At 41.8% G+C, this 26,967-nt stretch carries 22 protein-coding genes; 6 read left to right on the top strand and 16 right to left on the bottom strand.

Annotated features, from left to right (window positions below; genetic code table 11):
- The 3 genes from AC5590_RS32415 to AC5590_RS32405 all read right to left on the bottom strand — a co-directional run.
- Nucleotides 1–1,857 (bottom strand): CHAT domain-containing protein (locus AC5590_RS32415; protein ID WP_248277350.1); only part of this gene is annotated, 1,857 nt, incomplete at its 3' end.
- Between the two features lie 2 nt (nt 1,858–1,859).
- On the bottom strand, nt 1,860–2,027 hold the full coding sequence (locus AC5590_RS32410; RefSeq protein ID WP_169267349.1) for a hypothetical protein: 168 nt from the start codon (nt 2,025–2,027) through the stop codon (nt 1,860–1,862).
- A gap of 301 nt (nt 2,028–2,328) precedes the next feature.
- Nucleotides 2,329–2,568, bottom strand: coding sequence for a hypothetical protein (locus tag AC5590_RS32405; protein ID WP_169267348.1), 240 nt, complete (start codon nt 2,566–2,568; stop codon nt 2,329–2,331).
- A gap of 165 nt (nt 2,569–2,733) precedes the next feature.
- Between AC5590_RS32405 and psb35 the strand changes: the two genes are divergently transcribed.
- On the top strand, nt 2,734–2,967 hold the full coding sequence (psb35, locus tag AC5590_RS32400) for a photosystem II assembly protein Psb35 (protein ID WP_169267347.1): 234 nt from the start codon (nt 2,734–2,736) through the stop codon (nt 2,965–2,967).
- Between the two features lie 73 nt (nt 2,968–3,040).
- On the opposite strand, the gene AC5590_RS32395 is transcribed toward psb35, so the two are convergent.
- The 4 genes from AC5590_RS32395 to AC5590_RS32380 all read right to left on the bottom strand — a co-directional run bounded on the left by AC5590_RS32395 (nt 3,041) and on the right by AC5590_RS32380 (nt 9,235).
- Entirely contained in the window at nt 3,041–3,463 is a 423-nt protein-coding gene (locus AC5590_RS32395) for a tellurite resistance TerB family protein (RefSeq protein ID WP_169267346.1), read from the bottom strand.
- Between the two features lie 90 nt (nt 3,464–3,553).
- Nucleotides 3,554–4,909 carry a 16S rRNA (cytosine(967)-C(5))-methyltransferase gene (locus tag AC5590_RS32390; protein WP_169267345.1) on the bottom strand — a complete coding sequence of 452 codons (1,356 nt, stop codon included), beginning with the start codon at nt 4,907–4,909 and terminating at the stop codon, nt 3,554–3,556.
- 151 nt (nt 4,910–5,060) lie between these two features.
- A complete protein-coding gene (locus tag AC5590_RS32385) occupies nt 5,061–6,509 on the bottom strand; it encodes a glycoside hydrolase 100 family protein (RefSeq protein ID WP_169267344.1) in 1,449 nt (482 codons plus the stop codon).
- Nucleotides 6,510–8,281: 1,772 nt separating this feature from the next.
- On the bottom strand, nt 8,282–9,235 hold the full coding sequence (locus AC5590_RS32380; RefSeq protein WP_169267343.1) for a hypothetical protein: 954 nt from the start codon (nt 9,233–9,235) through the stop codon (nt 8,282–8,284).
- A 127-nt stretch (nt 9,236–9,362) separates the two neighbouring features.
- Between AC5590_RS32380 and AC5590_RS32375 the strand changes: the two genes are divergently transcribed.
- The 3 genes from AC5590_RS32375 (at nt 9,363) to AC5590_RS32365 (ending at nt 12,483) form a co-directional block, all read left to right on the top strand.
- Nucleotides 9,363–10,277, top strand: coding sequence for a metallophosphoesterase family protein (locus AC5590_RS32375; protein ID WP_169267342.1), 915 nt, complete (start codon nt 9,363–9,365; stop codon nt 10,275–10,277).
- A gap of 158 nt (nt 10,278–10,435) precedes the next feature.
- The gene (locus AC5590_RS32370; RefSeq protein WP_169267341.1) at nt 10,436–11,842 is read left to right on the top strand and encodes an AAA family ATPase; all 1,407 of its coding nucleotides are present in this window, start codon (nt 10,436–10,438) and stop codon (nt 11,840–11,842) included.
- Nucleotides 11,839–12,483 (top strand): retron system putative HNH endonuclease, encoded by a 645-nt coding sequence (locus AC5590_RS32365; RefSeq protein WP_169267340.1) that lies wholly within the window; start codon nt 11,839–11,841, stop codon nt 12,481–12,483. Before AC5590_RS32370 ends, AC5590_RS32365 begins: the two co-directional genes overlap by 4 nt.
- A 189-nt stretch (nt 12,484–12,672) precedes the next feature.
- On the opposite strand, the gene AC5590_RS32360 is transcribed toward AC5590_RS32365, so the two are convergent.
- Nucleotides 12,673–15,159: an NACHT domain-containing protein gene (locus AC5590_RS32360; RefSeq protein WP_169267339.1), complete on the bottom strand. Its 2,487-nt coding sequence runs from the start codon at nt 15,157–15,159 to the stop codon at nt 12,673–12,675.
- Between the two features lie 128 nt (nt 15,160–15,287).
- Here AC5590_RS32360 and AC5590_RS32355 point away from each other — a divergent pair, with 128 nt between their 5' ends.
- Nucleotides 15,288–15,596, top strand: a complete 309-nt coding sequence (locus AC5590_RS32355) for a hypothetical protein (RefSeq protein WP_169267338.1) — start codon at nt 15,288–15,290, stop codon at nt 15,594–15,596.
- 313 nt (nt 15,597–15,909) lie between these two features.
- On the opposite strand, the gene AC5590_RS32350 is transcribed toward AC5590_RS32355, so the two are convergent.
- The 5 genes from AC5590_RS32350 to AC5590_RS32330 all read right to left on the bottom strand — a co-directional run bounded on the left by AC5590_RS32350 (nt 15,910) and on the right by AC5590_RS32330 (nt 22,361).
- On the bottom strand, nt 15,910–18,189 hold the full coding sequence (locus AC5590_RS32350) for an alkaline phosphatase family protein (RefSeq protein ID WP_248277349.1): 2,280 nt from the start codon (nt 18,187–18,189) through the stop codon (nt 15,910–15,912).
- A gap of 514 nt (nt 18,190–18,703) precedes the next feature.
- Nucleotides 18,704–19,438 (bottom strand): DUF1995 family protein, encoded by a 735-nt coding sequence (locus AC5590_RS32345; protein ID WP_169267337.1) that lies wholly within the window; start codon nt 19,436–19,438, stop codon nt 18,704–18,706.
- A 144-nt stretch (nt 19,439–19,582) separates the two neighbouring features.
- Nucleotides 19,583–20,752 (bottom strand): cysteine desulfurase family protein, encoded by a 1,170-nt coding sequence (locus tag AC5590_RS32340; protein WP_169267336.1) that lies wholly within the window; start codon nt 20,750–20,752, stop codon nt 19,583–19,585.
- A 363-nt stretch (nt 20,753–21,115) separates the two neighbouring features.
- A complete protein-coding gene (locus AC5590_RS32335) occupies nt 21,116–21,355 on the bottom strand; it encodes a hypothetical protein (RefSeq protein ID WP_169267335.1) in 240 nt (79 codons plus the stop codon).
- Between the two features lie 394 nt (nt 21,356–21,749).
- On the bottom strand, nt 21,750–22,361 hold the full coding sequence (locus tag AC5590_RS32330; RefSeq protein ID WP_246162881.1) for a response regulator: 612 nt from the start codon (nt 22,359–22,361) through the stop codon (nt 21,750–21,752).
- A 179-nt stretch (nt 22,362–22,540) separates the two neighbouring features.
- Here AC5590_RS32330 and AC5590_RS32325 point away from each other — a divergent pair, with 179 nt between their 5' ends.
- Nucleotides 22,541–22,765, top strand: a complete 225-nt coding sequence (locus AC5590_RS32325; RefSeq protein ID WP_169267334.1) for a bromodomain-containing protein — start codon at nt 22,541–22,543, stop codon at nt 22,763–22,765.
- A 100-nt stretch (nt 22,766–22,865) separates the two neighbouring features.
- Here AC5590_RS32325 and iscB read toward each other — a convergent pair whose 3' ends face one another.
- The 3 genes from iscB to AC5590_RS32310 all read right to left on the bottom strand — a co-directional run bounded on the left by iscB (nt 22,866) and on the right by AC5590_RS32310 (nt 26,728).
- Nucleotides 22,866–23,984: an RNA-guided endonuclease IscB gene (iscB, locus tag AC5590_RS32320; protein ID WP_169267333.1), complete on the bottom strand. Its 1,119-nt coding sequence runs from the start codon at nt 23,982–23,984 to the stop codon at nt 22,866–22,868.
- A gap of 12 nt (nt 23,985–23,996) precedes the next feature.
- Nucleotides 23,997–25,838: a group II intron reverse transcriptase/maturase gene (gene ltrA / locus AC5590_RS32315; RefSeq protein ID WP_169267332.1), complete on the bottom strand. Its 1,842-nt coding sequence runs from the start codon at nt 25,836–25,838 to the stop codon at nt 23,997–23,999.
- 647 nt (nt 25,839–26,485) lie between these two features.
- Nucleotides 26,486–26,728, bottom strand: a complete 243-nt coding sequence (locus AC5590_RS32310) for an RRXRR domain-containing protein (protein ID WP_169267331.1) — start codon at nt 26,726–26,728, stop codon at nt 26,486–26,488.
- Nucleotides 26,729–26,967: the final 239 nt, after the last annotated feature.

Here is a 26,967-nt window from a genome sequence, read left to right as displayed (position 1 = left end):
CCTCACCCTGCCCTGTCGGGCATCCCTCTCCTTAGTAAGGAGAGGGAAAGATTTTTGCGTAGGTAAAAGCGAGGGGTTCCCAGATGTGGCTAATTTCAACAACTGACAACTCGGCGCATATCTCACCCCACCAGAAAACTTATCCAAAAGATAACTCTCCCCTTCTCCCGAAACGCGCAAAGCATGAAGCGGTAACAAATGCAGGTAGCGATGAGGTACAAGAATTAAAGCTTGGCAAGAAGATGGTATCAGGTTGAGAATATCATTAATATGTAGAATCTCAGCTAACTTGCTCAGTTTGGTAGCGAGTTGATATCGCCAGAGTGGTTTCTTTGTAGTGTAAGTTTTTAAATACTCATCTTTCCAATTCTGTAAATCTTCTACATCTTGCGGTGAAGATTGCCAAATTATCGGCTGTTGATTGTTGCGGGTGATGATAAAAACGCGAAAGCAATCATCAAAAATATACCATTGCAAAATAGCAGTGCGCTCATCCACAAGTTCTTGAATTTGGGCAAAGCGGATGTGTTTCAAGGGGATGACTTGCCCGATCAACTCTTCTCGTTGTTGACGAAGTTCGTTGAGGTTTGTTGTATCTGGGTTTTCTACTGTTTCTAGACGACGCTTTTCTTCAGCAATTTTTTTGTCGAGTTCTTGCAATGGCTGAGAACGCTTTTGACTTGCTATCACTTCCACCAAGTTACGCGTTTTGCTACGCTCAATATATTCCACTGCCTGATCGTCGTATCCTAATTCCAGGCACACTTCCACCATCTGGCGATAAAGCGAGTTCCATTCTTCCGCGTGTTTTTGTTTGATTTCATCACCAGAGACAATTTCACCCCGCAGAAATTCTACAGCGTCGATGGCAGATTGAAAAATGTTGTAAGCATCCGCAAACCGTTCAGCATCAATGTAAGCTAAACCCAAATTAAACGCAGTTTCAGCATGGTTTTGGGGAAAGCTTTCGCGGGTTCTTACTTCCAAAGCAGCAGAGTAAGAAGCGATCGCACTCTCAAGATTCTCTGCTTTCTCCCCGTGTATTCTGTTCCAGTAAGCAAGCCCGAGATTATTTTGCGTCATCGCCCAATCTTGGGGAAAGCTTTGGCGGGTTAAAACTTCCAATGCAGCAGTGTAAGATGCGATCGCACTCTCAAGATTCTCTGCTTTCTCCCCGTGTATTCTGTTACGGTAAGCAGTCGCGAGATTATTTTGCGTCATCGCCCAATCTTGGGGAAAGCTTTCGCGGGTTCTTACTTCCAAAGCTGCAGTGTAAGAAGCGATCGCACGTTCGAGATTCTCTGCTTTCTCCCCGTGTATTCTGTTACGGTAAGCAGCCGCGAGATTATTTTGCGTCGTCGCCCAATCTTGGGGAAAGCTTTGGCGGGTGAACACGGTTGACACAACTTCATAACCAGCGATTGCAATTTCCATGTTGCTGGCTTTGTCACCCAAGGGGAATTCCTGAATTCGATTACTAAAATTGAAAATATCTACAGCGAAGGATTGTGCTTCATCTGTCTCAACTTCCGCCAGCTTATTTGTCATCCAACGCCGCAAGACTTCCGCTAAATTCAGATTGAGATATTGTGTGTTTTCTACCAGCAACGGGTAAACTACCTGCGCGTCACCTTCGCTTTCTGCTGTTACTCGCAGTACCTCCTCCAAAAATTGGAAATATTCCTGTAACTCCTCTTCACCCAGAGATTGCAAACCTCGCTTCCATTCCTCCTCCTGCTTTTTGAGAGGCTTTGAATTCTCCCCCCTCCCTACTAGGGAAGGGGGTTGGGGGGTTAGGTTCAACGCTTCCCTCAACTGAATCGCCAGATTTCTCAACCAATTTCCTATTCTCCACATTTTCATACCCCCTGCGGTGAGAAATTCTCCGCCACAGCTTCCAGCATCCCCAAGAATTCAGCATCAACTAAATCTTGGTTCGCCTCTAAAATCTCTGCTTCTTCCTCACTTGGACAATTCAGCAGTCTTTCAATCAGGTTGAGATAAGCTTGCTGGCGCTGTTCGTTCATGGATAGGCGCGAATGTTTTATCTAACTACATATATATTAAGATGCTTCAATTGCATTGCCCGTGATTACGGAAACACTGGGAGATTGCCGAGTCTCGCATTTTTGACTTTGTTGTGAAACTCTCAGAACTCCGACGAGTTCCCTTTAGTCTTTTTCATTATACTTTTTACGACCAGTTGCCTTTACAAGCTATTGCGCGATTCTGAGGAGGGGTCTATCTGCGCACACCTTTTCCATTATTTCTAGAGTAGCACAAAAACCTGTTTCTTTGTCAAAAAGAAATTGTTAAGCAGGACTTATATCAACGCCCGATCGCACAAAAACTAGCCCAAGCCTCTGGTTTGCTAAAGGGTTTTTTATGGTGAGCATACCATTTTTTGAGACGCGACGAAATTATCTGCTTGTGTTGTTTATTAATTTTTGAGTGGTTTTGAGTCCATTCTATGATTTGGGCTTGGGTAGAGTCGCGTAACCAGCACTGCGCCTGACAAAGTGCTGATTGTCGTAAAATCGAATCATCAATTAACTCGACGGGAACCAAAACTAAAGGTGAGACTTACGCACTGGTGAGGAAAATTGTTCTGTGACTTGAAAAACGCCGATCTGCCTAACTTCCCTACTGCTGTTCTCCCCTGCGGTGGATGTTAATGATACGTTCTTTCTATAGGGTCTAATGTAAGTTGCCTACTGTAGAGGGGTTATATTTATGTATTTTTTGATGGAAGCAGCAGCGCAAGCAGTCAAAGAGCCATACCAGTTTCCTTTTGCTTTCACCGCTGTGTATGTGATTGGCTTTATTGCTGCTGTCAGCATTGGCTCAATTGCTTGGTTCAACTCTAAACGTCCTGTAGGTTGGGAAGACAAAGAGCGTCCTGATGTTGTACCTAAAGTTGATACAGACTCAACTCCAGGACTGGGTGAGCCGAAAGGTGAGAAATAGCCAACTCCCTAATCAAGTCAGCCGAAGTCCTAGATAGTTTTGAGTTGGTGAGTTATTGATTTGGATTTTGGTTTTACTTTTGAACTTCAACCCAACGACGGTAAAGCTTCTGAATTTGTTTAAGAACAGCATTATGCCGAGGTTGGGTTGAATCACCTGTGCCTGATAATTGTTGTAATTTGGTGAGGAGTCTTGCTTCTTCTGTCGCCACCTCACCATCACTGTAAATTAAGCCACTGATAGCTTCAATTAGATTTTGGCACTCTTGTGCACTAGGGCGATCGCCTAAATATTCCTTCACCCACTTGTCAAACTCTTCTGGCTTTACAGCAACTAGCTCATTTAGCAAAGGCTGAATTTCAGGTTCGTTAGCCATACCCTTTTCTTGAGCTATTTTGCGAAGATATTCTCTCTCTTCTGGCTGAATTCTGCCATCAATCCAAGCGGCTCCAATCAGGATTTTCACCAAGTTTTTCACACTGGAATTTTTAACCATGATTTTTCTTAAGGTATTAGGACTTGGGAATATGTCTTCTTACTTATTTTCCTCATTATCCATATGCTTTCACCCAAAAATCTAATAATTTTAATTCTTTTTCCTTAAGCGCACCATAAAAAAGCCATCCATGTCCTGTTGATGAGGCAATACTTTGATCCAGCCTTGTGGAGTAGAGTATGTACTAGCGGGAGAATCAGCACTAGGAGGCTCTATTTCCCAATTTGGATTCTCAGCTAGAAAAGACGAAACGACTTCTTCATTTTCTTTGGGATGCAGTGTACAGGTGGAATAAACAAGGACACCATCTTGCTTGACAAAAGTCGATGTATGTGAAACAAGTTGCTTTTGAAGCACCGAGAGTTCTTCTACAGTTTCTGGTGTCTGTCGCCAACGAGCATCAGCATGACGGTGCAAGGTTCCTAACCCAGAACATGGTGCATCCAGTAGGACACGGTGAGCAGTGTTTTGAAACTGGGGCATATTACGACTGTCACCAGTACACATTTCAATAGATTTTAACTTCAGTCGTTGAGCGTTTTGTTGAAGTTTTTTTAGACGAGAGGGAGTGCGATCGCAACCAAAAATCTTGCCCTCATCCTTCATCAACTCTGCAATGTGAGTTGTTTTACCCCCTGGTGCAGCACAAGCATCAATCACCACCTCACCTGGTTGAGGGTCGAGTAAATGACTAACCAATTGGGCGCTACTATCTTGTACAGTCCACCAACCCTCGTTATAACCGGGTAGATTTTGAATTGGACCAGCGTTACTCATCAATCGTAAAGCTTGGGGTAGGTGGGGAATCCGTTGAGACGCCACACCAGCAGATGTCAACGCCGCTTCCACTTCTTCTAGGGAAGTGCAAAGGAGGTTGATTCGCAAGTCAATGGCTGGAGTTTTATTCATCCATAAGCAGAGTTGTTCGGTTTGTTCTAAACCGAATTGTTCCAGCCAAACTTGAATGATCCAGTTGGGAAAGCTGTATAAAATACCTAAGCGTTCTGTCAGGTCAGAAGATTGAACACAGACTTTATCTCCTTTGTTTTCTAAACGGATATATTGTCGCAATAAACCGTTCACAAAACCCGTTAGTCCAGAAAAGCCATTCTCTTTGGCGAGTTGGACAGTCGTATTCACCGCCGCACTTTCAGGAATTCGTTCTTGAAAGCATAGTTGGTATAAGCCCAAATGTAGAATGGTGCGGAGGTCTTTTGGTTGTTGGTGGGATTTCTTTTTCCCTAATTGGTCGATAAAGGCGTCAAGAGTACGCTGTCTTCTGGTACAGCCATAAACTAATTGTGTGACGAGGCGGCGGTCAGTATCTGGTAGACTTGCTTTTGTAAGCACTCTGTCTAGGGCGATGTCAGTATAAGCCCCCTTGTGAACGTCTCGCAAGGCAATAAAAGCTAGTTGACGGGGGGATGTGAGCGATTCAAAATTCACGCATTCAAAATTCAAAATTGGACAAGCTGATGGTAGCAAGTCTGTTAGCAGTTTTGACGATATTGGTGAAATACGTTGAAGTCATGAGGTGCGTCTGCATGAGCATAACGCACCCTAGTGTGAGAAAAAACTTTAAGTTATGTTACACAACTTAACCAAAATATAGAGTGTTAGTCTCAACGATTTCAAACTCACAAGCCCGAGAAGCAGGTTCTACACTAAATGATCCAAAACTGACCAAAGGTAAAAATCTAGGGTTGCGTAATAGTTCTTTTGCTAATAAGAATCCAGCAATTGTCCAAGTTTGATATTTTCTGGCTTGTTTGCCAGTGAGTCGCCCCTTCTTACCATCGTAATACTCTGGCCATTCATCTTCATGTAAGCGTGTTTCTGCAATTTCAACAGCCTTGTGTGCAAGATCTATTCTATTCGTTTTCACAGCAGCTGCGGATAACAACCACAGTAAAACAGGCCAACTTCCACCATTATGATATGACCAGGGTATGTTTTTGGGGTCACATCCAGTGACAATCTTATATTCTTCGTTTTCCAAAGCTGGGAAACAAATTTTCATGGGCATATCTCCCACCAAATCCTCCCATCTTTCTTCGATGAGATTCATAATTGCTTGTGATTGATCTTCACTAGTAAGGTCTGAGACAATAGCCATCATGTTTGCTAAAGCAAAGAAGCGAGTATCTAGCTGCGAAGGTCCTACATTACCAACTAGATAACCCCCTTTTCTTGGCAGCCACTTGTCTAATTCATAATAAGGTAGTGAATCTGCATATACGTTGAAGGGATTAGCCGCTGCTTTGCCATACTCTTCACTCTTGAAACGATAAATCTTATTTAAACGATGAAGATCCATCCAATAATGCTGGCGAATATGAGTCTGTAAAAGCGGTAAGCGATTATCAATAGCTGTAACAATATCTTCATTACCCTGACAAACTAGCAGTTCTCTAGCAGCACGCAATGCAGCAAAAAATAGAGCTTGAATTTCCAATGGATGCCCAAAGATACCCATACGACGGTCAATCATACAAGCACCATCTGGAACCAATAGCGTCGGGTACATATCAAACCGAGTTGCCAAACACAGTTCCATAATTAATCTTAGACCGTGTTGGAAGTCCGGTTGATATGCTAGAGAAAAATCTCTCGTAGCAACCACATAAGCACGTAATAAAAGAACCCACCACAAGCAAGAATCAACAGGTGTGACTCGGGCGATCGCATGTTCACCAAAATCAGGTTCTAAATATTCTTCTTCACCGTCACATACAACTTTAAAGCTAGCTGGCATTAAACCCCGACCTGGCATATAAGCATTCAGCTGTCTTTCTTTTGGCTGTAACCTTAAAGTTTCTTCTAAAAAGTTACGGACAATATCTGTTCTACCCTTGCTCAGAAAAATTAAAGCTGAAGAGACAAAATCTCGGACAAAACATTGGTCATAATTCAGCGCCTCTATTGTTACATCAGAAGCAGCTAGTGTTCCTATAGGACGACCTCTATAGTAGAGAATTGAGTTTTCAATTGCTGTCCACGCGTCTTTTTCTACACTGTTGCTCGATACCAAGTCATTTAACTGCATTTCCTGAACAACTCCATTTTTTTGGTAAACTGTGGTTTCGTTGTAAAAGCACCAATATCTAAGTGTTTGCTGTTATTTTCATTAGAACTATCATATTCTTTGAAATCGTCAATCTAGACTGTTCGACGATACTAACAGCAAAATATCTTGCGCATTATGCTTTTTTGGCTTTGGTTGAGAGTTTTTCTATGGGTGTTAATTCTCTCTTTTTAAAGACTTTATTGTCACTTAAAACAGTTGATGAAAATTTCTTATCTAACTCATTTATGAGCATAATAATAGCGGTTTTTTACTGGGTGTAATATATCAAAGAGTTAATAAACCGCAGGCTTTAGGAGATGCATCCAGATGAAGCACAGCTTCATCTAAATGAGAGCCGCTATATTTATCTGTTTTAAACCCAGAAATATTTGTTCTCCCAAATAATGACAGATTTTGGTTATTGTGTAACATTTTGTTCTATTAAAAGTATAGGATTAAGTCATTTTACTTAAGCACACAAAGATTTGGACTATGAATTAAATGATTCAACCATGCCTGTATGATCAAAAATTATAACAATTTTTCACAATTTGCAATTTTCTTTTAATTTTTTCTACTGATTAACAAAAACCATATAATATACCTCAATTCGCCTTGAATAACAACCTGTTTCAAAGGTAGAATCAGTGAAACCATCCCCACAAAAGTAGAAACACAGTATAACTCTTCCGTTTTGACTGGGAAAAATTCAACAAGACACAAGTAAATACAAAGTGGTTTTTTAAACCACGAAAGTTTTGTGTATTTTTAGAGACGACTCACAAATCTGTGTAATGACTGAGCACTTTTGCTGATAAATCCACTTTTTGTGTCATAGCATTCGGTACTTATCGGTGAAATACTCGATCATTTACTGTTTAGTAAGAAAGAAATTTCCCTCCATGATGTTACTAACTGCTTCTTGCAAAGACAAGAAAGAAATAGCATTTAGCTGTCCGCAAAACTATAACAGGTTGCAGTGAGTGAACATATCGTGAAAGTGTAGGCGACCGTGAAAATACCCTCTGCGTTAGTAACACTTATATACTGCATAGTTAGGATGGTAGTACGAATCCAGCTACTTCCTCTACACGAAAATCCTATTTTATTATGCTGACTCAATATAAATTGTGATTTAAAAGTCCACTTTTAAATCTCCGAGTCTATCATTCCAACTAACCCTCTAACTGTGGGCAAGACTGATCTAATATTGAATGAGATTGTGTACAACTCAATACATATCTCGTCATTGTGTGATACATGAAACAGACAAAATATTAGATGTACCAATACTCTCAAAACTGCAATCTAACAAAATTTTATAATTTTTGCATTAGTGTTTTACTAGAAAGATTTAGAAGAATAATTCTGTGTCTGTATATACATATTAGCTCGATAAATCTATTTTTGATCAGCAAAAATCCGTAAACTCTTTGACATTTGTTGTGAATTTTCTGTAAAGATTAATACTGTTTTTTAGTAATCTTTACTACATATATTTGCTGTCATATATCTTGTTTTTTCTACCTTCATAATCAAGTAGAATAGTAAAAAGAAACCTAACTCTGTAACGATAGTGTGTTATCAATTTCTGATTAGTTTGTTAGAAATTTTAAAATTAATAGTTTCGACAACTCCAGAATTTAATGTTTTTTTTATAAATCAGTTTCAACGAGGCTGTTTCAAAAAATAGTTGTAAACTACTTTAAATAAGTAGTTTGAGTTATTTGATTTTGATGATTTATGTGTTTTCATCGCTGAGGAATGAGTGAAATCCGTCGTTGAAAAACAATCATCTCAGTACCAACAACAGGATTTCGTGCCACCAGCTTACCCCGTGAGTCAAGAATATCTAAATGGATGAAATCCAATTCATTTGAACGTTCTAGCATCTGAGCCAAAAGTTTATTTTGCTGTGATTGTTCTATGTTATACCATTCATCATGAATTGTGATAGCAAGACTACTGGTACGAAAGTTAGCTTTAATTGACTGTATTAAACCCGAGGCAAAGCGATCGCTCACCTCTGCTATTTGATTTTCGATAGCTGCAATCAAGGTTTGCTCTGGTGTCAAAATAATGGTTGGCGTCGGAGTTGGTTCCAGTTCTGGTTCTGGTGGCGGAGTTTCCTCAGCTATTGATGGTGGTGGAGTTTCTGCGGTTGGTGGCGGTGTGATTTCCTCTACTGGTGGTGGCGTTTCTTCGATTGCTGGTGGTGTGGGAAGTGTTTCTACCTCTGGTGCAGTCGTTATCGTTGCGGATGGAGGTGTTTCTACTTCTGGTGGAACACTTGCGACTTCAGTCGGCTTACCACCAAACACTGTAGAAGTTGTCCAAACAAGAATCACTGCAATTCCAGCAATTATTCCGGTTATTGCTGTATCTGACAACTTTGTCGATAAGTTTTCTGGTAAGATTGAGCGAATTTTGCCTAAAACAGCACTCCATGCCAACTGGAGTTTCTGGAAAAAACCAGGGGTTCTCTTATCCCTAATAGAGGGTTGTGTCTCTAATTTGTCTACCGTTGTTTCTAGAACCCCAATTGTCCCTCTCAGAATTCGCAGAGTTATTGCCTTCCAAATTGGCTGGACTCTCTGGTATCGTTTTTGGGGAGGTTGAGATGCTGACTCAACCCTCGGTTGCGGCTGATTCGCTTCGGGTTCAGGGGAAAATGGTGGTTGTGAATTCTGATTATCTTGAGACATGGAACTTTAACCGACAGCTGCGAATCAAAGACAAGAGACTTTATTCTTGCACTGCAGCTTCCTCAGCCTTAATTTATCACTTCATCGCATCGGCTATACTTTACTACTTATTGAATTTAGTAATTTTATGAAGTTCAAACGTCGTCAATTTTTGTTTCTCAGTAGCCTCAGCACCATAGGGTTAGGATTTATAGGTTGTGTCACTCGTCAAGCTGGCAAAACTCCTGGAATTGATGTCTCAAAAGCGGCTACACCCCCTAATCCAGCCAAAAACAATTCCTTACTACGTTTTGTTTCTGTTGCAGATACAGGTACTGGAGATCAAGGACAATATGCTGTAGCTAAAGCAATGACTAACTATCACAGTAAAAATCCCTATGATTTAGTGGTTTTAGCTGGTGATAATATCTACACCAATGGTGAAATGGAAAAAATTGGTGCGGTATTTGAGCGTCCCTATGCACCATTATTAAAGCAAGGTGTTAAATTTCAGGCTGCTCTCGGAAATCACGATATTCGTACCGCAAACGGCGACCTTCAACTAAAGTATCTCAATTTTAATATGAAGGGACGATATTACACATTTCAACGCGATCATGCGCAATTTTTTGTTTTAGATACGAACACCAACGCTGATTGGCAAAAGCAGCTAAAATGGTTGGAGCAAGAATTAAGCACCTCTAAAGCACCTTGGAAAATTGTGTATGGTCATCATCCGGTTTATGCATCGGGTGTGTATGGTAGCAATCCAACTTTTATTAAAAACTTTACTCCACTCTTTCAAAAATACGGTGTTCAACTATATATAAATGGTCACGAGCATCATTATGAACGCACTCGTTCGATTAATGGAACAACTTATTTAATATGTGGCGGTGGTGCCGGAACTCGTCCTGTAGGTCGTTCCGAATGGACAGAATATTCGGCAGAAAAGTTAAGTTTTGCTGCCTACGAAGTTTATGCAGATAGAATAGAAATTAGTGGAATCGGTACTGACAATAGCGTTTTTGATAAAGGTGTTATTCAACTCAAATCAGCTTAATTATTAAATTTCTTGTCTGAGTAATTTTTGGGAATATAAAACTACAGGGATACACAAATAAGTTATCTGTGTATCTCTGTGTAACTCTGCGCTTCAAAATAGTCCCAACCCTAATTTCTACAAAAAATATATTATGCAACCTCAATGAGTAACAACTTATGAAAGTCAAGCGTATAAAAATAAATTCTTTCCGTGGAATAGGTGATTTGACGCTTGATTTGCCGGAAACTGAGCCAGCTGTACTTATTGGTATCAATGGTGTTGGAAAATCTAGTATTTTGGACTGTATTGCAATTCTTTTATCCCAGTTTACCGGGCAAATTCAACATGGTCATTCCACACGTTCATTAAGTGAACAAGATATCACGAATGAAAGCCCAAACATGGAGATTTCAATAATAATTTCTCCGCAGCCAAAAGAAGAAATTACCTGGTCTTTAAGTGAGGAACGTAAAGAGGGCAAATCGGTTAAAAGTGCGGGTGAAGTCCGATTAGAGGCTATCAAATCTTTGATAGATGGTATTAGTCAGCAACGCATAGAAAAGCTTGGATATGGAGACGAAGTTACAAACGCCTTACAAGCAGCCTCAATAGTGCTCAGTCAGATAAAAGCTGATGAAGTGAGTCAAGACCCTTTAAAAGATTTACAAACACTGGTTGACGACATAAACAATCAGTTAGTAAATAATGATAACGCTAGTATTCCTTTGGCCGTTTATTATCCAGTCAATCGCGCAGTTCTTGATATGCCTTTGGAGATTTCCGAAGAACATTTATTTACCCAAAGAAATGCCTACGACCAAGCACTGACTGGTGGAAGGATTGACTTCAAAAGTTTCTTTGAATGGTTTAGAAACCGCGAAGATTTGGAAAATGAATTGCGACGGGATAATCCGAATCATCGAGATAAGCAGTTAGAAGCAATAAGAGGGGCGGTATCATCTTTACAACCAGATTTCTCAGATTTACGAGTTGAGCGATCGCCCTTACGAATGACTATCAAAAAACAAGGTCAAGAACTCATCGTTAATCAATTATCTGATGGCGAAAAATGCTTGCTAGCAATGGTGGGTGATTTGGCAAGGCGCTTGGCAATTGCTAACCCAAGTTTAGATAATCCACTCGAAGGGGAAGGTATTGTTCTCATTGATGAAATTGAACTACACCTGCACCCCAAATGGCAACGGCAAGTGATTACAGCTTTGATAAGAACATTCCCCAATTGTCAGTTTATTATCACCACCCATTCACCACAAGTGGTGAGTCATGTAAAACCAGACAGCATTTACCTCCTGCAAGCAACACCTGATGGTATCGTTGCTGAACGTCCGGAAAACTCGTTTGGCAGAGATAGCAATCAAATTCTAGAAGACCTCATGGGGGTATCAGAAAGACCTCAAGAAATCAAAGAAAATCTCCAGAATTTGTTTAGATTAATTGACCAGGGACATCTCGATCGCGCTAAGCAATTGCGCCAAAATTTAGCTGATGAAATTGGAGAAGACGATCCGGAATTTGTGAGAGCAGATGTCCTTATTCGACGCAAGGAAATTCTCAATCGATGAAGTATATTCAAAAGAGTAAAGAACCAGATAGCTTAACCAAATGGAAGCAGAAACTGGGTAACCGAACACCCGACTGGAAATCCTTCCCACAACCAGTTAAAAATGAAGTCTATTATTCACTACTACAAGAGCAAGGTTTTGTTTGTTGCTATTGTGGTATGTCTATAGCCAGAAAGCAATGCCACATTGAACATTTTAGACCCAAGAGTGTTTATAGAGATTTCACATTTGAGTACACCAATCTTATCGCTTCATGCCAAGGCGAAGATGAACACAGACCTCGTGTACCAGTGCATTGTGGACACAAAAAACAAGCTTGGTTTGATGAAGAACTGATGATTTCCCCCTTAGATCCAAAATGTGTAGATTACTTTAAGTACTCTGGTTTTGGAGAAATTTTGCCAACAGATGATCACGATAAACAAGCCGCCGCTAAAACCACAATTCAAAAACTAGCACTTAGCATTGATAAGTTGAGAAAGATGAGGCGTGCAGCTATTGATGCTACACTGCTAGCTACTGACGGGTTGACAGCTACAGAAATACAACTTCTTGCTCAGGGTTATGAAAAACCAGATGCTGATGGAAGACACATGCCGTTCTCTGCGGCGATTATGTATATACTCAAGCAATATTTTTGATTAATTGACCAAGAAAGGGGTGTAGGGGTATAGGGGTGTAAGGGTGTAGGGGGGAAAGGGAGAATTTTCGCGCGTGCTACACCCCTACCCCGAAGCCCCCACCAATTACTACCCCTACACCTGTAGGCGCAATTTTTGTTTCTGTGCTACGACAACACCACACAACGCTTTTTCTGCTGTTAGTAAATGTCATTTTTTTACTGGCAATAGCAATGTATCCTCAATCTCCTGCCGCACTTTGCGGCTCACGTAACAATCGCTGTTGAGGCAATCAACTAGTAGCTTATTCGCGTCTAAGTACTGTATCAACAGTTTCTTTTGGGAGTCGCTAAACTGCCAGTCATGACCAATATTGCGATACTCAATCATCACAGTTCTTAACTGTTGAGTCCAAGCTTGACTCTCTGCCTGCCACCAAGATACGTATGCTTCTAAATCGTTCTTGTGTTTGGGGAGTTGGTTTTCGAGTTGTTGAAGCAACTGCTGCAATTTAAGATTACGGTCTCGGGCGAGGTTGAGGGCTTGGGCGAGGTCTCGGGCGAGGTTGAGGGCTCGGGCGAGGTCTCGGACGAGGTTGAGGGCTCGGGCTCGGTTGAGGGCTCGATTGAGGGCTCGGGCTCGGTTGAGGGCGAGGTTGAGGGCGAGGTCGAGGACGAGGTCTCGGTTGAGGTCGAGGGCGAGGTCGAGGTCGAGGGCTCGGACGAGGTCTCGGTTGAGGTCGAGGTCGAGGGCTCGGGCGAGGTCGAGGTCGAGGGCGAGGTCGAGGTCGAGGGCGAGGTTGAGGTAGAGGGCAAGGTTGAGGGCTCGGTTGAGGGCTCGGTCTTGGGCTCGCCCTCGACCTCGGGCGAGGTAAACGTAAAAGCTGCGAACAGCTGCTGGTTTATAGGACGTTTCTACAGAACTGGATTTTTGCTCAACCCAAGCGAAGAACTCCTGTAGCTTCTCATCTTTTTCTAAGAGTGCATCAATAGTATTTTTCATTAACTGCAACAAAGCATCTGCACTATCCAGCATCCCTACTGTTAACAAAAAGACTTCCCGCCAACGCTTTTCAGTAAGATGGGTGGTTAAGGCTTGCAATGCTTTATCATTTGTTGCATATGGATTAGCACTAGTCACAAGCTTTCTTGCAGTGAAATACTCGTGAAATGTCAGGTGTGAGAAAGAGTAAATGCTTCTTGCTCGTTCTACAAATAATCCATGCTGAGCTTCAATTGATTTAAGCACTGCTTCACTGTCTAGTTGCAGTGCCTCTGGATTTGTACTAGCATTTGGTAAATTCTGGATGTATTGAGTAATTTCTCTTTCAATTTCTTTTTGTTTGAAGAAGTAGTCACCACGCTTAAAAGTTTCTAAGGCAATTCGACTAAGCAAATCTTCTTTGCGTTTTAGAGATAACTCTTTATACACTTGGTCTCGTTCAATATTTCGTTTCACATCCCACTTTTTGAGCAGTACATCTAAACTCTCTTTATACAATTCGGAGCGATTGGATGGAAAGTTACCCGATTCTTCAAACACTAAACACAACAGTGTTAACAACAATGGATTTGTTGCTAACTCCTGAATTGGCTTATCATCTTTTAACTTCTCAGTAAATCGTTCAGCTTTAATTACATCGTCTTTTGCTTTAAACCATTTCTGAGCAAAGCTGTGAATTTGTTGTTCATCAAAATCTGCAACTTCAACTTCAGTAAACTGCTCAAAAGTGTATTCCCGTGCTGCAATTCGACAACTAATGACAAACTGGTTTTTATGGTATTGAATTGTAAAATCTCGAATATGTGACAAAACCCGTTTATTATCTGCTTCTCTCACCTCATCTAGTCCATCTAGCAATATCAACAGCTTGCCTTGATTGAGCAGTTGTTCCACAGCGGTCAAGTCAACTAACTGATTTGTGTCAGTAGTGGTCCTGTTTAAAAAAGATGCCAAAAATCCTGTTTTGATTTTTGTATTGGGTGCAATTCCTAAGCTTGCAAACAGTTGAATTAAATATTCTAATAAGTTTGGTTGATTAGGTAGTTCAGCAAATTCCTTGAGTGTAATAAACAAAGGAATGTGATTTGCTTGGAACCTACCTTCAATACATTGGAGTGCCAAATATTTGAGAAATGTTGTCTTACCTGCACCTGGTTTACCCAAAATCATTAACTTTGAGTGCTTGTTCACTGCATCTAGATCTGGAACTCTTTTCTCACGCACATCACCCAAACTAAATCGCTCAAAATTCTCAATAGATAAACCTTGGAGAAGTTCAGCTATTTCTAGCCGTCTGCGTCCGGTGATTTTTTCAAGAATGTTGACGCTCGTGTAGATATCATCCAAGCCGATTGGCTGATTCATATCTAGCACTCGCATGGTGCTGCATCGCTTATCAATGCTGTCGCGAATATTTTCTCGTGCTGTCTTCACTAAATCATTAATATCAACAGTCTTACCTGTTTCTTCTTCCCCTGGCTCCAGTTCTGCAATTTCACCCCACTCCAAATTGAGTTCACTGCAAATATTTTGGAACAACTTCTTTTCAACAGGTCGTTTGGCAAAGAAGTTAATCACAACTTGACGAGTACAGTCAGCGCGTCCTGCTAGATGATCCTGCGTCCACCCCTTAAGTTTAAATGCCTCCTCAGCTTTTTTAATTCCTGCTTCTGATGCTCGGAGTGACCTTGCCATAGATTCAATGCAGCTTTTATTTAAATCTTACACAAGTCCAACATCCTTGTCTGACCATAGCATAAGGATTTTAGGGGCACATAGATAAGTAATTGAACAAAAATTTACTACCTTAACCCAGGTGTATTATGTCTTCCCAAGAAGTTAAGAATAAAACCTTTGCTATAAAAGCCCGTATCAAAGGTATCAACCGTCAAATCGCCAAAAAGCAACGAAACTTGCTCCTTCTTTCTGGGGGATTCGGTTCGTTAGGGGTTGTAGCTTTTGGTATAGGTACTTGGCTGTTTTTCCATGCTATTCCAGGGGCTGACATTTTGATTGGCAGTGGAACTACTCTAACGACGCAAGCTTACCAAACGTTCAAAGACATCCAAGACGATCTAGAGAAATTAGAACTAGAACGCTTTGAATTGGAAATTGAACTCAACAACTTCTAAATCTTTGAGTACCAAGTCTAATGACTATGGTTACGTTGTTCGTGCGTAAGTCCTGTGAAAGTCTCAAATAAGAAGGTGGGCAAGAGTGCCCACCCTACGCTACGCTGAGTTTGCTTTCTTCACTATGGTCAAAATACTAAATCACTGAAGTGACTGACTCTGGAAAAGTCGTTAAGCCGACAGTGCGATCGCCAAAGCCAGCAGCATAAAAGTAGCTAGTATTACCTACTTGTTGGTAGTTGAGATAAGTGCTAACACCGCCAGCAGAAGGTAAGAGGGTTTAAAAGGGTTTTTCCGTAAGTCCTATATTTGATTAATTGACGATAGATTTACCTTGTACAGTTGAAGCAGGTTGAACATTCAACAAATACTCAATTGTAGGCGCAATATCAATGTTGCGAACCTGTTTTAACATGCTGTGTCCAAAATCTGGACCAGCTGCAAACAAAATCGCACTCATATTCGGCAGATTGGGGTCGTAGCCGTGTGCGCCGTAGAAATTGGGCACAGATAACACCGAACTATTAGAAGGATCATCTCCCAAGCGCTGCACAACTGGCGTTTGAATACCATCGAAGTTATATCCCAGTGTTAGTAGGGCAAAAACATCACCTGCATCTTGACCAATGAACTCATTCGTGGTAAAGCCAAACGAGGGGTCATTCAGATCTTCAGGGATAGGTCTGGTGTAAACCTTATCAAATATATGGACGCTGTTACCGTAGCTGTAGTTGGGATTGTTATCTACAAAAGATTTGAGTGCATTTGCTACTTGTTGTTGCAAGGTAACGTATTCTTCATGAGTAACGATGCCATTAGGTTCCCGTCCCTGTAGGTTGAAGTAGATATTGACCGCAGGACCAGAACTTACGGCTCTTACCTTGTTAGAATCGAAGTTATTGTTTTTGAGAAAGTTATTGATATCGACCGATGTATGGAAAGCAGCAAACCCATGGTCTGAAACGACGATGATATTACTGTTAGGTCTGCCTTGGCTATCAGTACCAACCGCATCAATAACACGTTGAATTGCGCGATCGGCAACTTGGTAAGCTGCTTTTACATAAGCGTCGTAACGGGCAATCTTCTGTTGATCCTGATTTGCTGCAATAGAGTTGGGGTCGCGAGGGTTAGTTGCTTGACGTGAGTCGGTAACCAGGAACTGGTGTTGTGATCCATCAGGTTGCTCAATGTAGATCATTGCTAGGTCAGCATTGGGATTCTGAGTGATTGCGCGTAAACCAACATTGGTTTGGTAATCAACAAAATTCTGAACCTGGTCTTCGTAGATAGCTTCTAATTCTTCATCAGAAAAATTTTCAAATCCGGGGCTGAGTCGTTCAGTGATGCGGTAGTCTGCCTGATTTCTCCAGAAACCAACATTATTGTTGATATCATCCACATTTGCTAGCACTGCTGCGTTGCGCGGAATGTAATTGGCAGAGTAACGAGCAAAGCGTACAGTAGATAAGTCAGGAGCCAGGGTACTGACGTAAAAAGCGGTTCCTGCTTTGCTGGAGCTACCTTCCAAGTAGAATGGGCTAGACTTTTGCTCACTTGTTCGCACATAAGCAGGTCCAGTGGATGGTAAATTGAAGGGACCCGGCTGAATACCTTGGTTGGCATCAAAGAAGACTAACGTGTCGTAATTAACTTTACTATCCTTAGTTGTGTCGATCGCAACGACTTGGATGTCGTAAGTGACGCCATTAACTGTGAACTTATCAAAGGATTTATTTGTCTTTAAAATTCGGCTATAGGACACTTTCCCAGCCCCTTTGAGTTGGTTAATCACTGACTTGGAAGCGGGAGAAAAGTCTGTTGCTGTCAGGTTAAAACCTTGCGCCCCAACTCCAGCAAAAGTTCCAAAAGGTACTGTATAGTCTACGGTTCTCTTATTCGCTGGTTGCACAATCGGGCTATTGGGCAATCCTGGTACCGTGATATCTACCCCATCTGCTCCCGGAAATGTGGCAGCAACAACCTTTTTACCGTTTTCTCGTAACGATAACCAAAGTGGGTTTGCTGTCAACTCTGTGCTTTGGGCAGGTCCATCAATACCTGCTGAGTAGCCGCCGATGGGAGCATTAAAACCATTAATATTGTCTTTGAAAGGACTAGCAACCAGATGAAATGTGTTGGCGTTGATATCGTTCTTTGCTGCAGAAGAACCCGTTGCAATCGCAATATGTCCAGGGGCAGTTAGGGATGGGGTAATCGTGATATTCTGCTGAGCAACAATTCCCTGGCTTTGCAGTAGTCCTAAACCCTGACTTGAGCTAAGTATTCCGTCAGCAAGGTATTGGTTAATCAGTTGTGGTGTTGCACCATCTAGGGAAATCAAAATAACTTTGGGAACTTGAGGTTTGCTCGCAGTCTGACCTTGAGTACCATGTTGGTTCCAGTTTCCCCATACCAGCAGCATCACAAAAAACGATGCAGCGAACAATCGCCAAAAATATTTCTTCGTCCAAGAAGTTCTCGCCAAATTTCTCATACCATTTTGGATTTTATATTTTAGATTAATGATCGCGTTCCTACCTTGGGAACCGCTACCTACGGTCGAGATCCCATCCAAAGTATTATCTGCCATGTAAATGACTCCGGTACTAAAGTAAATAAGACGAAATATGAGAAATTTATATGACAAGCTTAGAGATTTTATTGCCAGAGCTTCTTGTTATACATTTGTTGATTTAGTCTGCAAGTTATTGAAGTAATTGATGAAAATCAGTCCTTATATTTCACAGAAAAATCAATACTTTTTAATATTTTTACATGAGAATTTATATTAACTAGTTGCTCATTCCATTACCTGTTTGAATGTCATTCAAACAGATAAATCAATACAAATTAAGCGTAATATAGATTGCTCATTTCAGACTTAAACAATAGTCAAAGAAAAGGTTAATTTTAGTTTAAGCTTATAAAGTATTTGAGCTAAATAAGCTACAATGATAATAAGAATAATTATTATTTGTTCTAATTATTGATTTTCAGTTCACTGTTTGCCTGGGACAAAAAACCTTGGGTTATTGCGATCTGCCTTTGGCAGCAGTGCTAGCCCCGCTGTGGAGCGTAGCCGTGCCGCAGGCATAAGGAACAAATCAATTCCTCAACGCCCGTAAGAAACGTTGTAAACCTTTAAACAAATTGGGCTTTTTCGCAGATGAAGCATCTACTGTAGCTGACTTAGACTGTGCCTTCGCTAAAATTGCATCCAACTCGTCACCAGATGCCTTTTGCGGAGATTCGGAAATCCTTTGATACTCATCGCTCTTTTGCAGCCAAACTTCCCATACCCCAGGGTAAGAGCGAAATACAGCACTCTCGTCATCAATGGGACGGAGATAATAGCAAGATTCTATTGTTTTGATGAAACGCTCACGTACTTGACGCGCAGTATAACCAATGCCTACTACCCCTAAATCTTCTAAACGAGGATTTAATATCACTATTGGGCGATCGCCCGCCAATTGAGCGATCTTTTCCACCTCTAAAACTTCTACCACAGTCGGACCAATAAGAAAGAAAATTTCATCCTCTGGTTCAATTTTGTCCTCCATAGATAATTTTCCTGTACCAATATCAAAAATCTTAAACGACACATCAGCCCAATCACGCTTCGCAAGCGCTGCACCACCAGCATCTGGAAAGAAAACTTTCAAGCCAGAACCGTATTCTTCAAAAAGTGGCATAAATTGCTCTGCCACAAGCATAGGTTTGAGTTCTGGAATCAGTATTTCAACTTGTAAGCGCTTATATCCATCTGCAAGTGCTGCTTTGGTTGCTTCACCGGCTTGAACAATTGCATCTTCAAGAGAGTTTGGAAGTTGAGTCATACTAAATAATTTTTGATTTTGAATTTTTAGATTTTAAGCGCATCCTCGACGCAGATAAACTATCAGTTATCAGTTATCAGTTACCAGTTATCAGTTATCAGTTATCACTGTTCACTGTTCACTGTTTACTGTTCACTGATTTAACTAACGACTAACAATCAATTCTACAGGTGATAGTCGCTGCAAAACTTGCCTTAACACCATTGCTACCCAATCGACATCAGCTTCTGTTGTTTCGCGCCCTAGTGTCATGCGGATAGCTCCCAATGCCACGTTTTCTGGATAGCCCATTGCTAATAATATGGGACTAGGGCTGAGTTTACCACTATGACAAGCAGCACCAGCACTGATACCAATGCCAGCTAAATTCATTTGTCGTACTAAAGTTTTGCCACTGAGTTTTTGTCCATCAGCGTGTTCTAAGCAAAAACTGACATGGTGAGGTAAGCGGTGCGTGCGTTCGCCAGTGGGGAGTAAACCAGGAATGTCAGCTAACTGGGCAAACAGGCGATCGCGTAACTTGATTAACCGAGGTGTTTCTGTTGGCAATTCTTGATCTGCCAATTCTGCTGCAACCCCAAACCCCGCGATAATGGGTACTGCTTGCGTTCCAGAACGTAGTCGTCTTTCTTGTCCCCCACCACCCAGTAAAGGAACCAACTCTACACGAGGATGCACATACAACGCCCCAACACCTTGTGGGCCATAAATTTTGTGACTAGAAATGCTGAGTAAATCTACGGGCAGATTTTTCACATCTATAGGTAAGCGCCCTGCCACTTGTACAGCATCTGTATGGAACAAAACACCTGCACGACGAGCTATATTTCCTAATTCTTCAATTGGTTGTAACGTCCCAACTTCACTTTGACCGTAAATAACCGAGACCAACACGGTATTATCTTGTAACGCTGCTTTTAAATCTAGGGGGTTTACTCTTGCTTTGGCATCCACGCTTAAGCGAGTCACTTGCCAACCCCACAACTCCAACAAACGTACTGGTTCGGCCACAGCAGAATGTTCAACATTGGAAATAATCATGTGTTGGGGCTTGGCATACAAATGGGCAACTCCCATAATCGCCAAATTGTCTGCTTCAGTACCACCAGAAGTAAAGATAATAGATTCAGGATCAGGTGCGTTTATTAAACCAGCCACCTGCATTCTTGCTTGTTCCACAACCGTTGCTGCCCGTTGTCCCCACTCATGCAAGCTAGAGGGGTTACCCCAATCTTGAGTTAAGACTGCTTGCATTGCGGCTATTGCTTCTGGGCGAGTGGGAGTAGTTGCGCTGTAATCTAAATAAATTTGCATAACCTATAAGGTGAGAAAACACGCTCTTGCAACGGGTTATTTCTATTTTCAGACTATATAATAGTTAGTCTGCTAAATTCTTATAACTTTTTAAATGATAGTCATCCTATTTTATTTGTGAAAATAAAAAGGTTAAGATTCCCGACTTCTTTGAGAAGTCGGGAATCTTGTTGTTGACGTAAGCGCAAGCGCACGTCAAGAGGGCATTAGCGGTGCAAGAGGGTGTCGCTTTGCGATGATCGCGTCTGCGCAGGAGATAGGCGTAGCGTGTCCCACAATACTTTATCTTTTTAAGCATTAAGGAAATCTTAAATGCTCTACTTCTAGGTACAGGCTTTGATTTCCCATAACAGAAGCCATCCACTATGCTAAACGTGCTTGAGCTAAATCACGTATTAACGCAGTTCTGGAGTAAAGGTAGGCGCTTACGCTGCTAGTCTCCTCACCGCTGAGCACTATCAACCTATCAAGTTCCCCCAACAATTGCTTAACCAAATCCGCATCATTTAATCTGAGCAGAACATTGGTGTGAGTCTGTTCAACGACAGACCATACCTGACGTAAGGTTGAGACATTAATGCCCTTGCCTTTTTTATTATCCATGATCAATACCTATTATTTTTAATAATTTCTTTATATTTTACCAGAAAAATGGATTTTGACAAAATGCAAGTATTTATACTTATTATTCAAGATTACAGTTAGTGCAACTATACAGCCTCAGGCTTGACAGACAAAGGTTACAGCTTTAAGTGGTATAGGAATCCGGTTTTATTTGGTGAGACCAGTGCTTGATGAGGGTTTCCGCTCTCACGGCATCTGGTGAGTAAGCACGCTGCGGGAGGGGAGCCAGTGCGTTATTTACATTCTGTTACATAGTACGGTTTATTCACGCCTACCTACTTAACTGGTAACTGGTAACTGATAACTGATAAAAGTGTACCTGGCTGAGTAAAAATCAAATAGGAATTATATAGAACAAAGCCAGGTATTGCAGCTAGGCAACATTAAAACTAAATTTTGTTCCATAATTTTCTAGCTCAACTTTACTATTACTGCAACTGCTCTTGAGGGAAGCCTTTTCAGCAAGCTTTGAAACAAGGATAATTAATTCATCTGGATCAAATGGCTTTTTGATGTGTATAGAAAACCCTTGCTGCAGAGCCAGTTTACGTGCTTCATCTGAGGCTTGTCCTGTCAAAGCTATGGCAGGAATATGTCTTACGTGTTCACTGAGGTTTCTAACAGAACGAATCAGCGAATAACCGTCACAGTTTGGCATAGCGATATCGCTGATCAAAATATCGGGGTTGAACCACATCATGACTTGAAGCGCTTCAGTAACTGATGTTGCCAGAATTACTTCTATCTTGTATTCTTCAAGAATGAACTTGATCAAATCCAGATTATCAACATCGTCATCTACTACCAGCACTCGCAAACCGTTTAGGAATTCCAACTCATCCATGTACCTAGACACTTTTTCGTTTTTCGACAAACATTGTTGCACCTCGCTTATCCGGTTGCAAGGGAAAAGCGAAACGAACTTAGCTTCAATGAAGTCTGTAGTTCCTACTGTATAGTTTGGCAAAGGTTGGGAACTATTCATTAAAAAAATCCTGTAAATATTAAGAAATTATTAACTTTCTACACAATACTTTACTATTCGATGTATGTATCTCCTCTATCTTTAGGATGATATTATGTTTTTAACTCTACCCGGCGCTAGAGTCGTTCGGTTCAGTAATTCAGATTAAATGCAGATGAGCGTTAAGGGATTGCTTGCTCATGGGCTTTAAGTACAAATGGAAAAATGGCTCTATGCCAAGTCGCGATCAAGCGGCACGTAGTCAATATCTTCTGGATCAGCAACAGTTTCACAATGAACAAGACCGGAACTTAGCAGAGGAACATGCTCGTAAGCATTTAGGTGTACCTACACGGATTCCAGACGATGAGCGTTCCATACTGCCTCAGGCTGCTCCTAATGGAAGCGAGGTAAACCAGTTGTAATTTCCTTGTTGTTGTTTACCGTTGACACCATTAGAAAAAAGGTTGTCCATTCTCTGGGCAGCCGATGCATCTAACCACGGAATATCGTAGTGTTTCGTAGTCAAGCGTAGGAATAGCCGTCTTTGCAGTGCAACTTTTTGAAATCTGACAATTGAGCGCCGATTCTTTTCCCGTCAATCCTGATTTCCAGTCTTGTCTTTGATTGGACTACGACTCGACCTGTTACACCCTTACCCGTGGCAACGTCTCCCGTGTTCCATCCATGCTCGTAACTAGTGCGCGGATTTGAACACGGAAAACCAAATTTGTTGATGCGGCATAAGCGCCTAGTCCCCTTTCCAGTTGACTTAACCGTTAATATCTTAGTGGTCAGTATTATCAGTTTTTCTACAAAATCAACACAAGCAGCATCAATCCAGTGTGCTTTTGGCAATCCCAGCTTGATTCGGTTAAACTTTGTTCTTGCTCCTGAATTGGCATAAACTTTCAAACCAAATCGTCCTAAAACTTTGAGTAATGCCCACCGGGTAGAGTTGACCGCCGCAGCATCTTTTAGTGGTGACTTAGCTTGTTTGAGAATGCGGCTCAATACCTCTGGTTTACCTTTTAGGAATTCTTTGACATCTTTATTTCCTTTGTTTTGGTTGCATTTATGGCAAGCCAAACAAAGATTAGATATACGATCTGACCCACCTTTTGACTTGGGTTGGATGTGTTCAACTTCGAGTGGAACATCTTTGATACCACAATACGCACATTGACGATTCCACTTTTCTAACAAGTACTCGCGGCACTCATAACCATGCAACGTCCCCTGCTGGTACTCAGTACCGAATATCTCAGGATTTTGCATTGCTTGCAAATCAAACTTAACAAGCTCCTGAGTCAAAGTAACAATGGGTGCAAACTTCATGAGACGTTTTACCCAAGTTTCAATAGTCAAAACGCGGTGACGTAGTGAGGGAGCGTTGAGCCAACCTTCGGGACGTGTACGGTTAAGGAATCTTGTTTGACGGTAACGAGTATGTCTGGCACGTCTCCCTCTCCGTACAGCTTTGCGGGTTTCCAAGCTATCTTTGATTTGCTGACCTCGATGGTGTAGTTCCATTCCCCAAATAACTTCATCGCGGTTATTGACTAGTGCGATACCGATGGAGTCGAGGGGACTGTCACCAGCCCCAACTCTCCTACAAATCCGGACGTGATAGTTTCCCATCATCCGGCTCCTCAATTAAATAGCCCGTTTGACATGGGTACTCCTGTCCAAAGAACCATCTTCTCTGGTCTTATTGTCATGGCAGTGTTTATGAATTGCTTGAAGGTTGTTCCGCTTATTCGAGCCACCCTTTCTTTTGGGGGCAATGTGGTCAACTTCAATTTCATCTTCCTCACGGAAGTACAGTCCGCAGTATACACATTTACCCTTCTGTTCCTTTAGAAGTCTTGCGACTGTTGCAGGCATTTCCGGGTTGCTTCCCTTTCGGGTACTCCAGTACACCAGATTTCCGTCGTACGGTGACGATTTGCCTTTTACCTTAATATGCCTCTGTATTTCTACTTTGGCGTATTTCTGTAAAAGCAGGGGATTTGTGTCCCGCTCGGTGGCAAATACCCAGTTGTCATCGCCTAAAGAACGCCAATATTTATTGACAATTTCTTTTCTCCCTGTGTCGGGGCAGCGATATTTTGCCCATGCCCAGAGCTTGTTCCACATTAAGCTGTCCAATTTTGAGTAGGTTTTGCTACTGCAAACTGTTGAATAGTAGTTTGCCCATCCCCTAATTACCGGATTGATTTTGGTAATTAGCACCTCTTGTGGCGCTACCGAATGGTCGTCGATGATACTGGCTATCCTTTTGTAATGTGTTTCAACACTCTTTGAGCTAGGTTTGATGATTGTTTTGAAACCAAGTGACTCCGCATTAGTGTTTTTAGCCGAGCGGTTATCCCCAGTTAGATATTGTCTAATGTTGAATCCTAAGAAGTCAAAACCCACATTTTCTTCATGTATTATGAAAGTGTGAGATATGCGGGTTTTGCTTGGTTTCAATTCAAGTCCAATGCCTTTGAGCCAATCTGAGATTATATCTTTACACCTTTGAACAACGGCAAGGTCTTCGTGGAGAATTACGAAGTCGTCGGCGTATCTAACTAAAGTTAGACTTTTTCGGTTATCCCTTTTACCGAATCCGCTTCTTGTGGGAAGCGTGTCGGCAAACTGGTTTATCCGATTTTCCATGCCGTGCAGGGCAATGTTCGCAAGTAGAGGTGATATTACCCCACCTTGCGGTGTTCCCTGAGATGTTGCACTGTAGCCCTTTTTTCTATTGGCGTAGCCACTCCAATCAATCACTCCCGCTTTTAACCATGCTATAATTTGTCGTCGTATGGTAGGGAATGTATTCAGTTTTTTCAACAGTGCTGAATGGCTAATGTTATCGAAACAACCCGCTATATCAGCATCTAAGACATATTTGGCTTTCTGGTTGATTGCGGTGTAAATTTGTTCGATAGCGTCGTGGCACGAACGTCCTGGTCGGAACCCGTATGAGTTAGGTTCAAAGAGCGCTTCCCATTCTGGTTCTAATGCCAGTTTGACAAGCCCTTGCAAAGCTCGGTCATACATTGTCGGTATCCCCAAAGGTCTTTTCTCCTCCTTTCCAGGCTTGGGTATCCATACTCGCCTGGTCGGTTTTGCCTTCGAGCCTAATCTCAGTTCTTTTGTAAGTTGAAGTCGCTGGGATGGGTTGTAGGATTTCTTTCCATCCACACCCGCCGTCTTCTTCCCTTTATTATCCTGAGTAACCCGTCTGACCGCTAGAAGCTTTGCATACCAAGACCTCATCAAAGTCTTCTGGAGTCTGCGAACTGCTTTAACATCACCACGCTCAGAAGCTCTGTAAATTCGTTTTTGCAACTTAAATACCACTCGCTCAACTTTGCGCCAAGGAATGTTCTTCCACTCCACCGTCGAGTCCATATTCTCATTCGAGCAAATTGGTTTTTCCAGAAGGGCGGGAGTTTCCTTTTCACTTGATTTTGTATTGGGTTCTCGCGTTTTAGATTTATTCATTGCTACTTACAACTTTACATCTATCTAATCGTGAATCTGTCAGCATATCCTAGACATTACTCTAGGCATTCGCTTGAGATTCAATCCTACCCATCTCGAAGTTTGTGGTTAGCACCTACTCAGTATCGACCACCTGAGAACAAACAAGTGGGTTACTTCGTTCCTAACGACCATTTACTGCAATTGAGTTATTCTTAACCAATTGAGCATTTCTTTGAACCTTTAGAGTTGGTGCTGGTCCACCGGGTTTATTGGGGGTACTTGTTGGTCGATCAACTGTTCGCCAACCCTCTTATCCTCGGACATTTGTCTCTCCCAGCTAATCAATCCGTTTTTGCTGGTTCTCCATGACGATGGTTCAATCACACCATTCGCTCTGTCACCTTGGTAGATGACCGCTACTCATAGGCTCTGGCTTGCAAGTTTAACCAAGTCGGATTCCCAGTTAATTAACCGCTTTCACTCCCGCTTTACCTCCATTGATAGCTAGTCTCCGGGGTAGGGAAACTCCCCTTTAAAGGGGCGCTGTGTGCCGTCACCGATGTACCTTCGGGGAGGGACTTGTCAAAGACTCACCCTCATGGTCGTTAAGTTGTCAAGGTTCGGATGAGGATGTATAGTCCTCTTCGTTCCTAGCGGCTAATCCTCTAAAGCATTGCAGCTTCTAGTTTCAAGCCAACGAATCGCACCGTTGTTTTAGAACCTGGGTCTATTTTCAAAGCGAGCGGGTAAGTGACAATGTTTTCGACAACCCGATTCATGATCAAAGTGAACGGGTATCTGCGAAATACTGCAGCTTTGTTCTTGTTTAGGAGTTCTTTTGCATGGGCTGGATGAATTGGATTCATCGGGGTTTGGTTGGAATCAATGAGAAAAACGAAGTTGGACAAGGTTTTAGTTTGGTCGGTTTGACCAGTTCCTACAAGTAAGTAATGTTTGCCTCAACCTGGTTATCCGAGCTTGTTAGACCAAAAGCACTTTCCTTGCGGAATGTTTAACTAGTGGTGACAGAGCCGTAAGACTGGCTAATCCAAAGGTGTCGTGACTCGGATAACGTTTACACTTGGACTAGTGTCCAAGGTGGTTTGGTTCACATTCACTACGTATCACGTAGTTTGTGAATGATCCC

This window comes from Brasilonema octagenarum UFV-OR1, assembly GCF_963888615.1.
GTDB lineage: Bacteria > Cyanobacteriota > Cyanobacteriia > Cyanobacteriales > Nostocaceae > Brasilonema > Brasilonema sennae.
Note: the sequence above shows the minus strand (reverse complement) of the source record. Positions and strands in the feature narration are given on the sequence as shown.

Excerpts from the sequence above, each read along its gene's own strand:
- AC5590_RS32410 (WP_169267349.1), bottom strand. The coding sequence starts at position 2,027 with ATGAACGAACAGCGCCAGCAAGCTTATCTCAACCTGATTGAAAGACTG.
- psb35 (WP_169267347.1), top strand. The coding sequence starts at position 2,734 with ATGTATTTTTTGATGGAAGCAGCAGCGCAAGCAGTCAAAGAGCCATAC.
- AC5590_RS32395 (WP_169267346.1), bottom strand. The coding sequence starts at position 3,463 with ATGGTTAAAAATTCCAGTGTGAAAAACTTGGTGAAAATCCTGATTGGA.
- AC5590_RS32385 (WP_169267344.1), bottom strand. The coding sequence starts at position 6,509 with ATGCAGTTAAATGACTTGGTATCGAGCAACAGTGTAGAAAAAGACGCG.
- AC5590_RS32380 (WP_169267343.1), bottom strand. The coding sequence starts at position 9,235 with ATGTCTCAAGATAATCAGAATTCACAACCACCATTTTCCCCTGAACCC.
- AC5590_RS32375 (WP_169267342.1), top strand. The coding sequence starts at position 9,363 with ATGAAGTTCAAACGTCGTCAATTTTTGTTTCTCAGTAGCCTCAGCACC.
- AC5590_RS32370 (WP_169267341.1), top strand. The coding sequence starts at position 10,436 with ATGAAAGTCAAGCGTATAAAAATAAATTCTTTCCGTGGAATAGGTGAT.
- AC5590_RS32365 (WP_169267340.1), top strand. The coding sequence starts at position 11,839 with ATGAAGTATATTCAAAAGAGTAAAGAACCAGATAGCTTAACCAAATGG.
- AC5590_RS32360 (WP_169267339.1), bottom strand. The coding sequence starts at position 15,159 with ATGGCAAGGTCACTCCGAGCATCAGAAGCAGGAATTAAAAAAGCTGAG.
- AC5590_RS32355 (WP_169267338.1), top strand. The coding sequence starts at position 15,288 with ATGTCTTCCCAAGAAGTTAAGAATAAAACCTTTGCTATAAAAGCCCGT.
- AC5590_RS32350 (WP_248277349.1), bottom strand. The coding sequence starts at position 18,189 with ATGGCAGATAATACTTTGGATGGGATCTCGACCGTAGGTAGCGGTTCC.
- AC5590_RS32345 (WP_169267337.1), bottom strand. The coding sequence starts at position 19,438 with ATGACTCAACTTCCAAACTCTCTTGAAGATGCAATTGTTCAAGCCGGT.
- AC5590_RS32340 (WP_169267336.1), bottom strand. The coding sequence starts at position 20,752 with ATGCAAATTTATTTAGATTACAGCGCAACTACTCCCACTCGCCCAGAA.
- AC5590_RS32335 (WP_169267335.1), bottom strand. The coding sequence starts at position 21,355 with ATGGATAATAAAAAAGGCAAGGGCATTAATGTCTCAACCTTACGTCAG.
- AC5590_RS32330 (WP_246162881.1), bottom strand. The coding sequence starts at position 22,361 with ATGAATAGTTCCCAACCTTTGCCAAACTATACAGTAGGAACTACAGAC.
- AC5590_RS32325 (WP_169267334.1), top strand. The coding sequence starts at position 22,541 with ATGGGCTTTAAGTACAAATGGAAAAATGGCTCTATGCCAAGTCGCGAT.
- iscB (WP_169267333.1), bottom strand. The coding sequence starts at position 23,984 with ATGATGGGAAACTATCACGTCCGGATTTGTAGGAGAGTTGGGGCTGGT.
- ltrA (WP_169267332.1), bottom strand. The coding sequence starts at position 25,838 with ATGAATAAATCTAAAACGCGAGAACCCAATACAAAATCAAGTGAAAAG.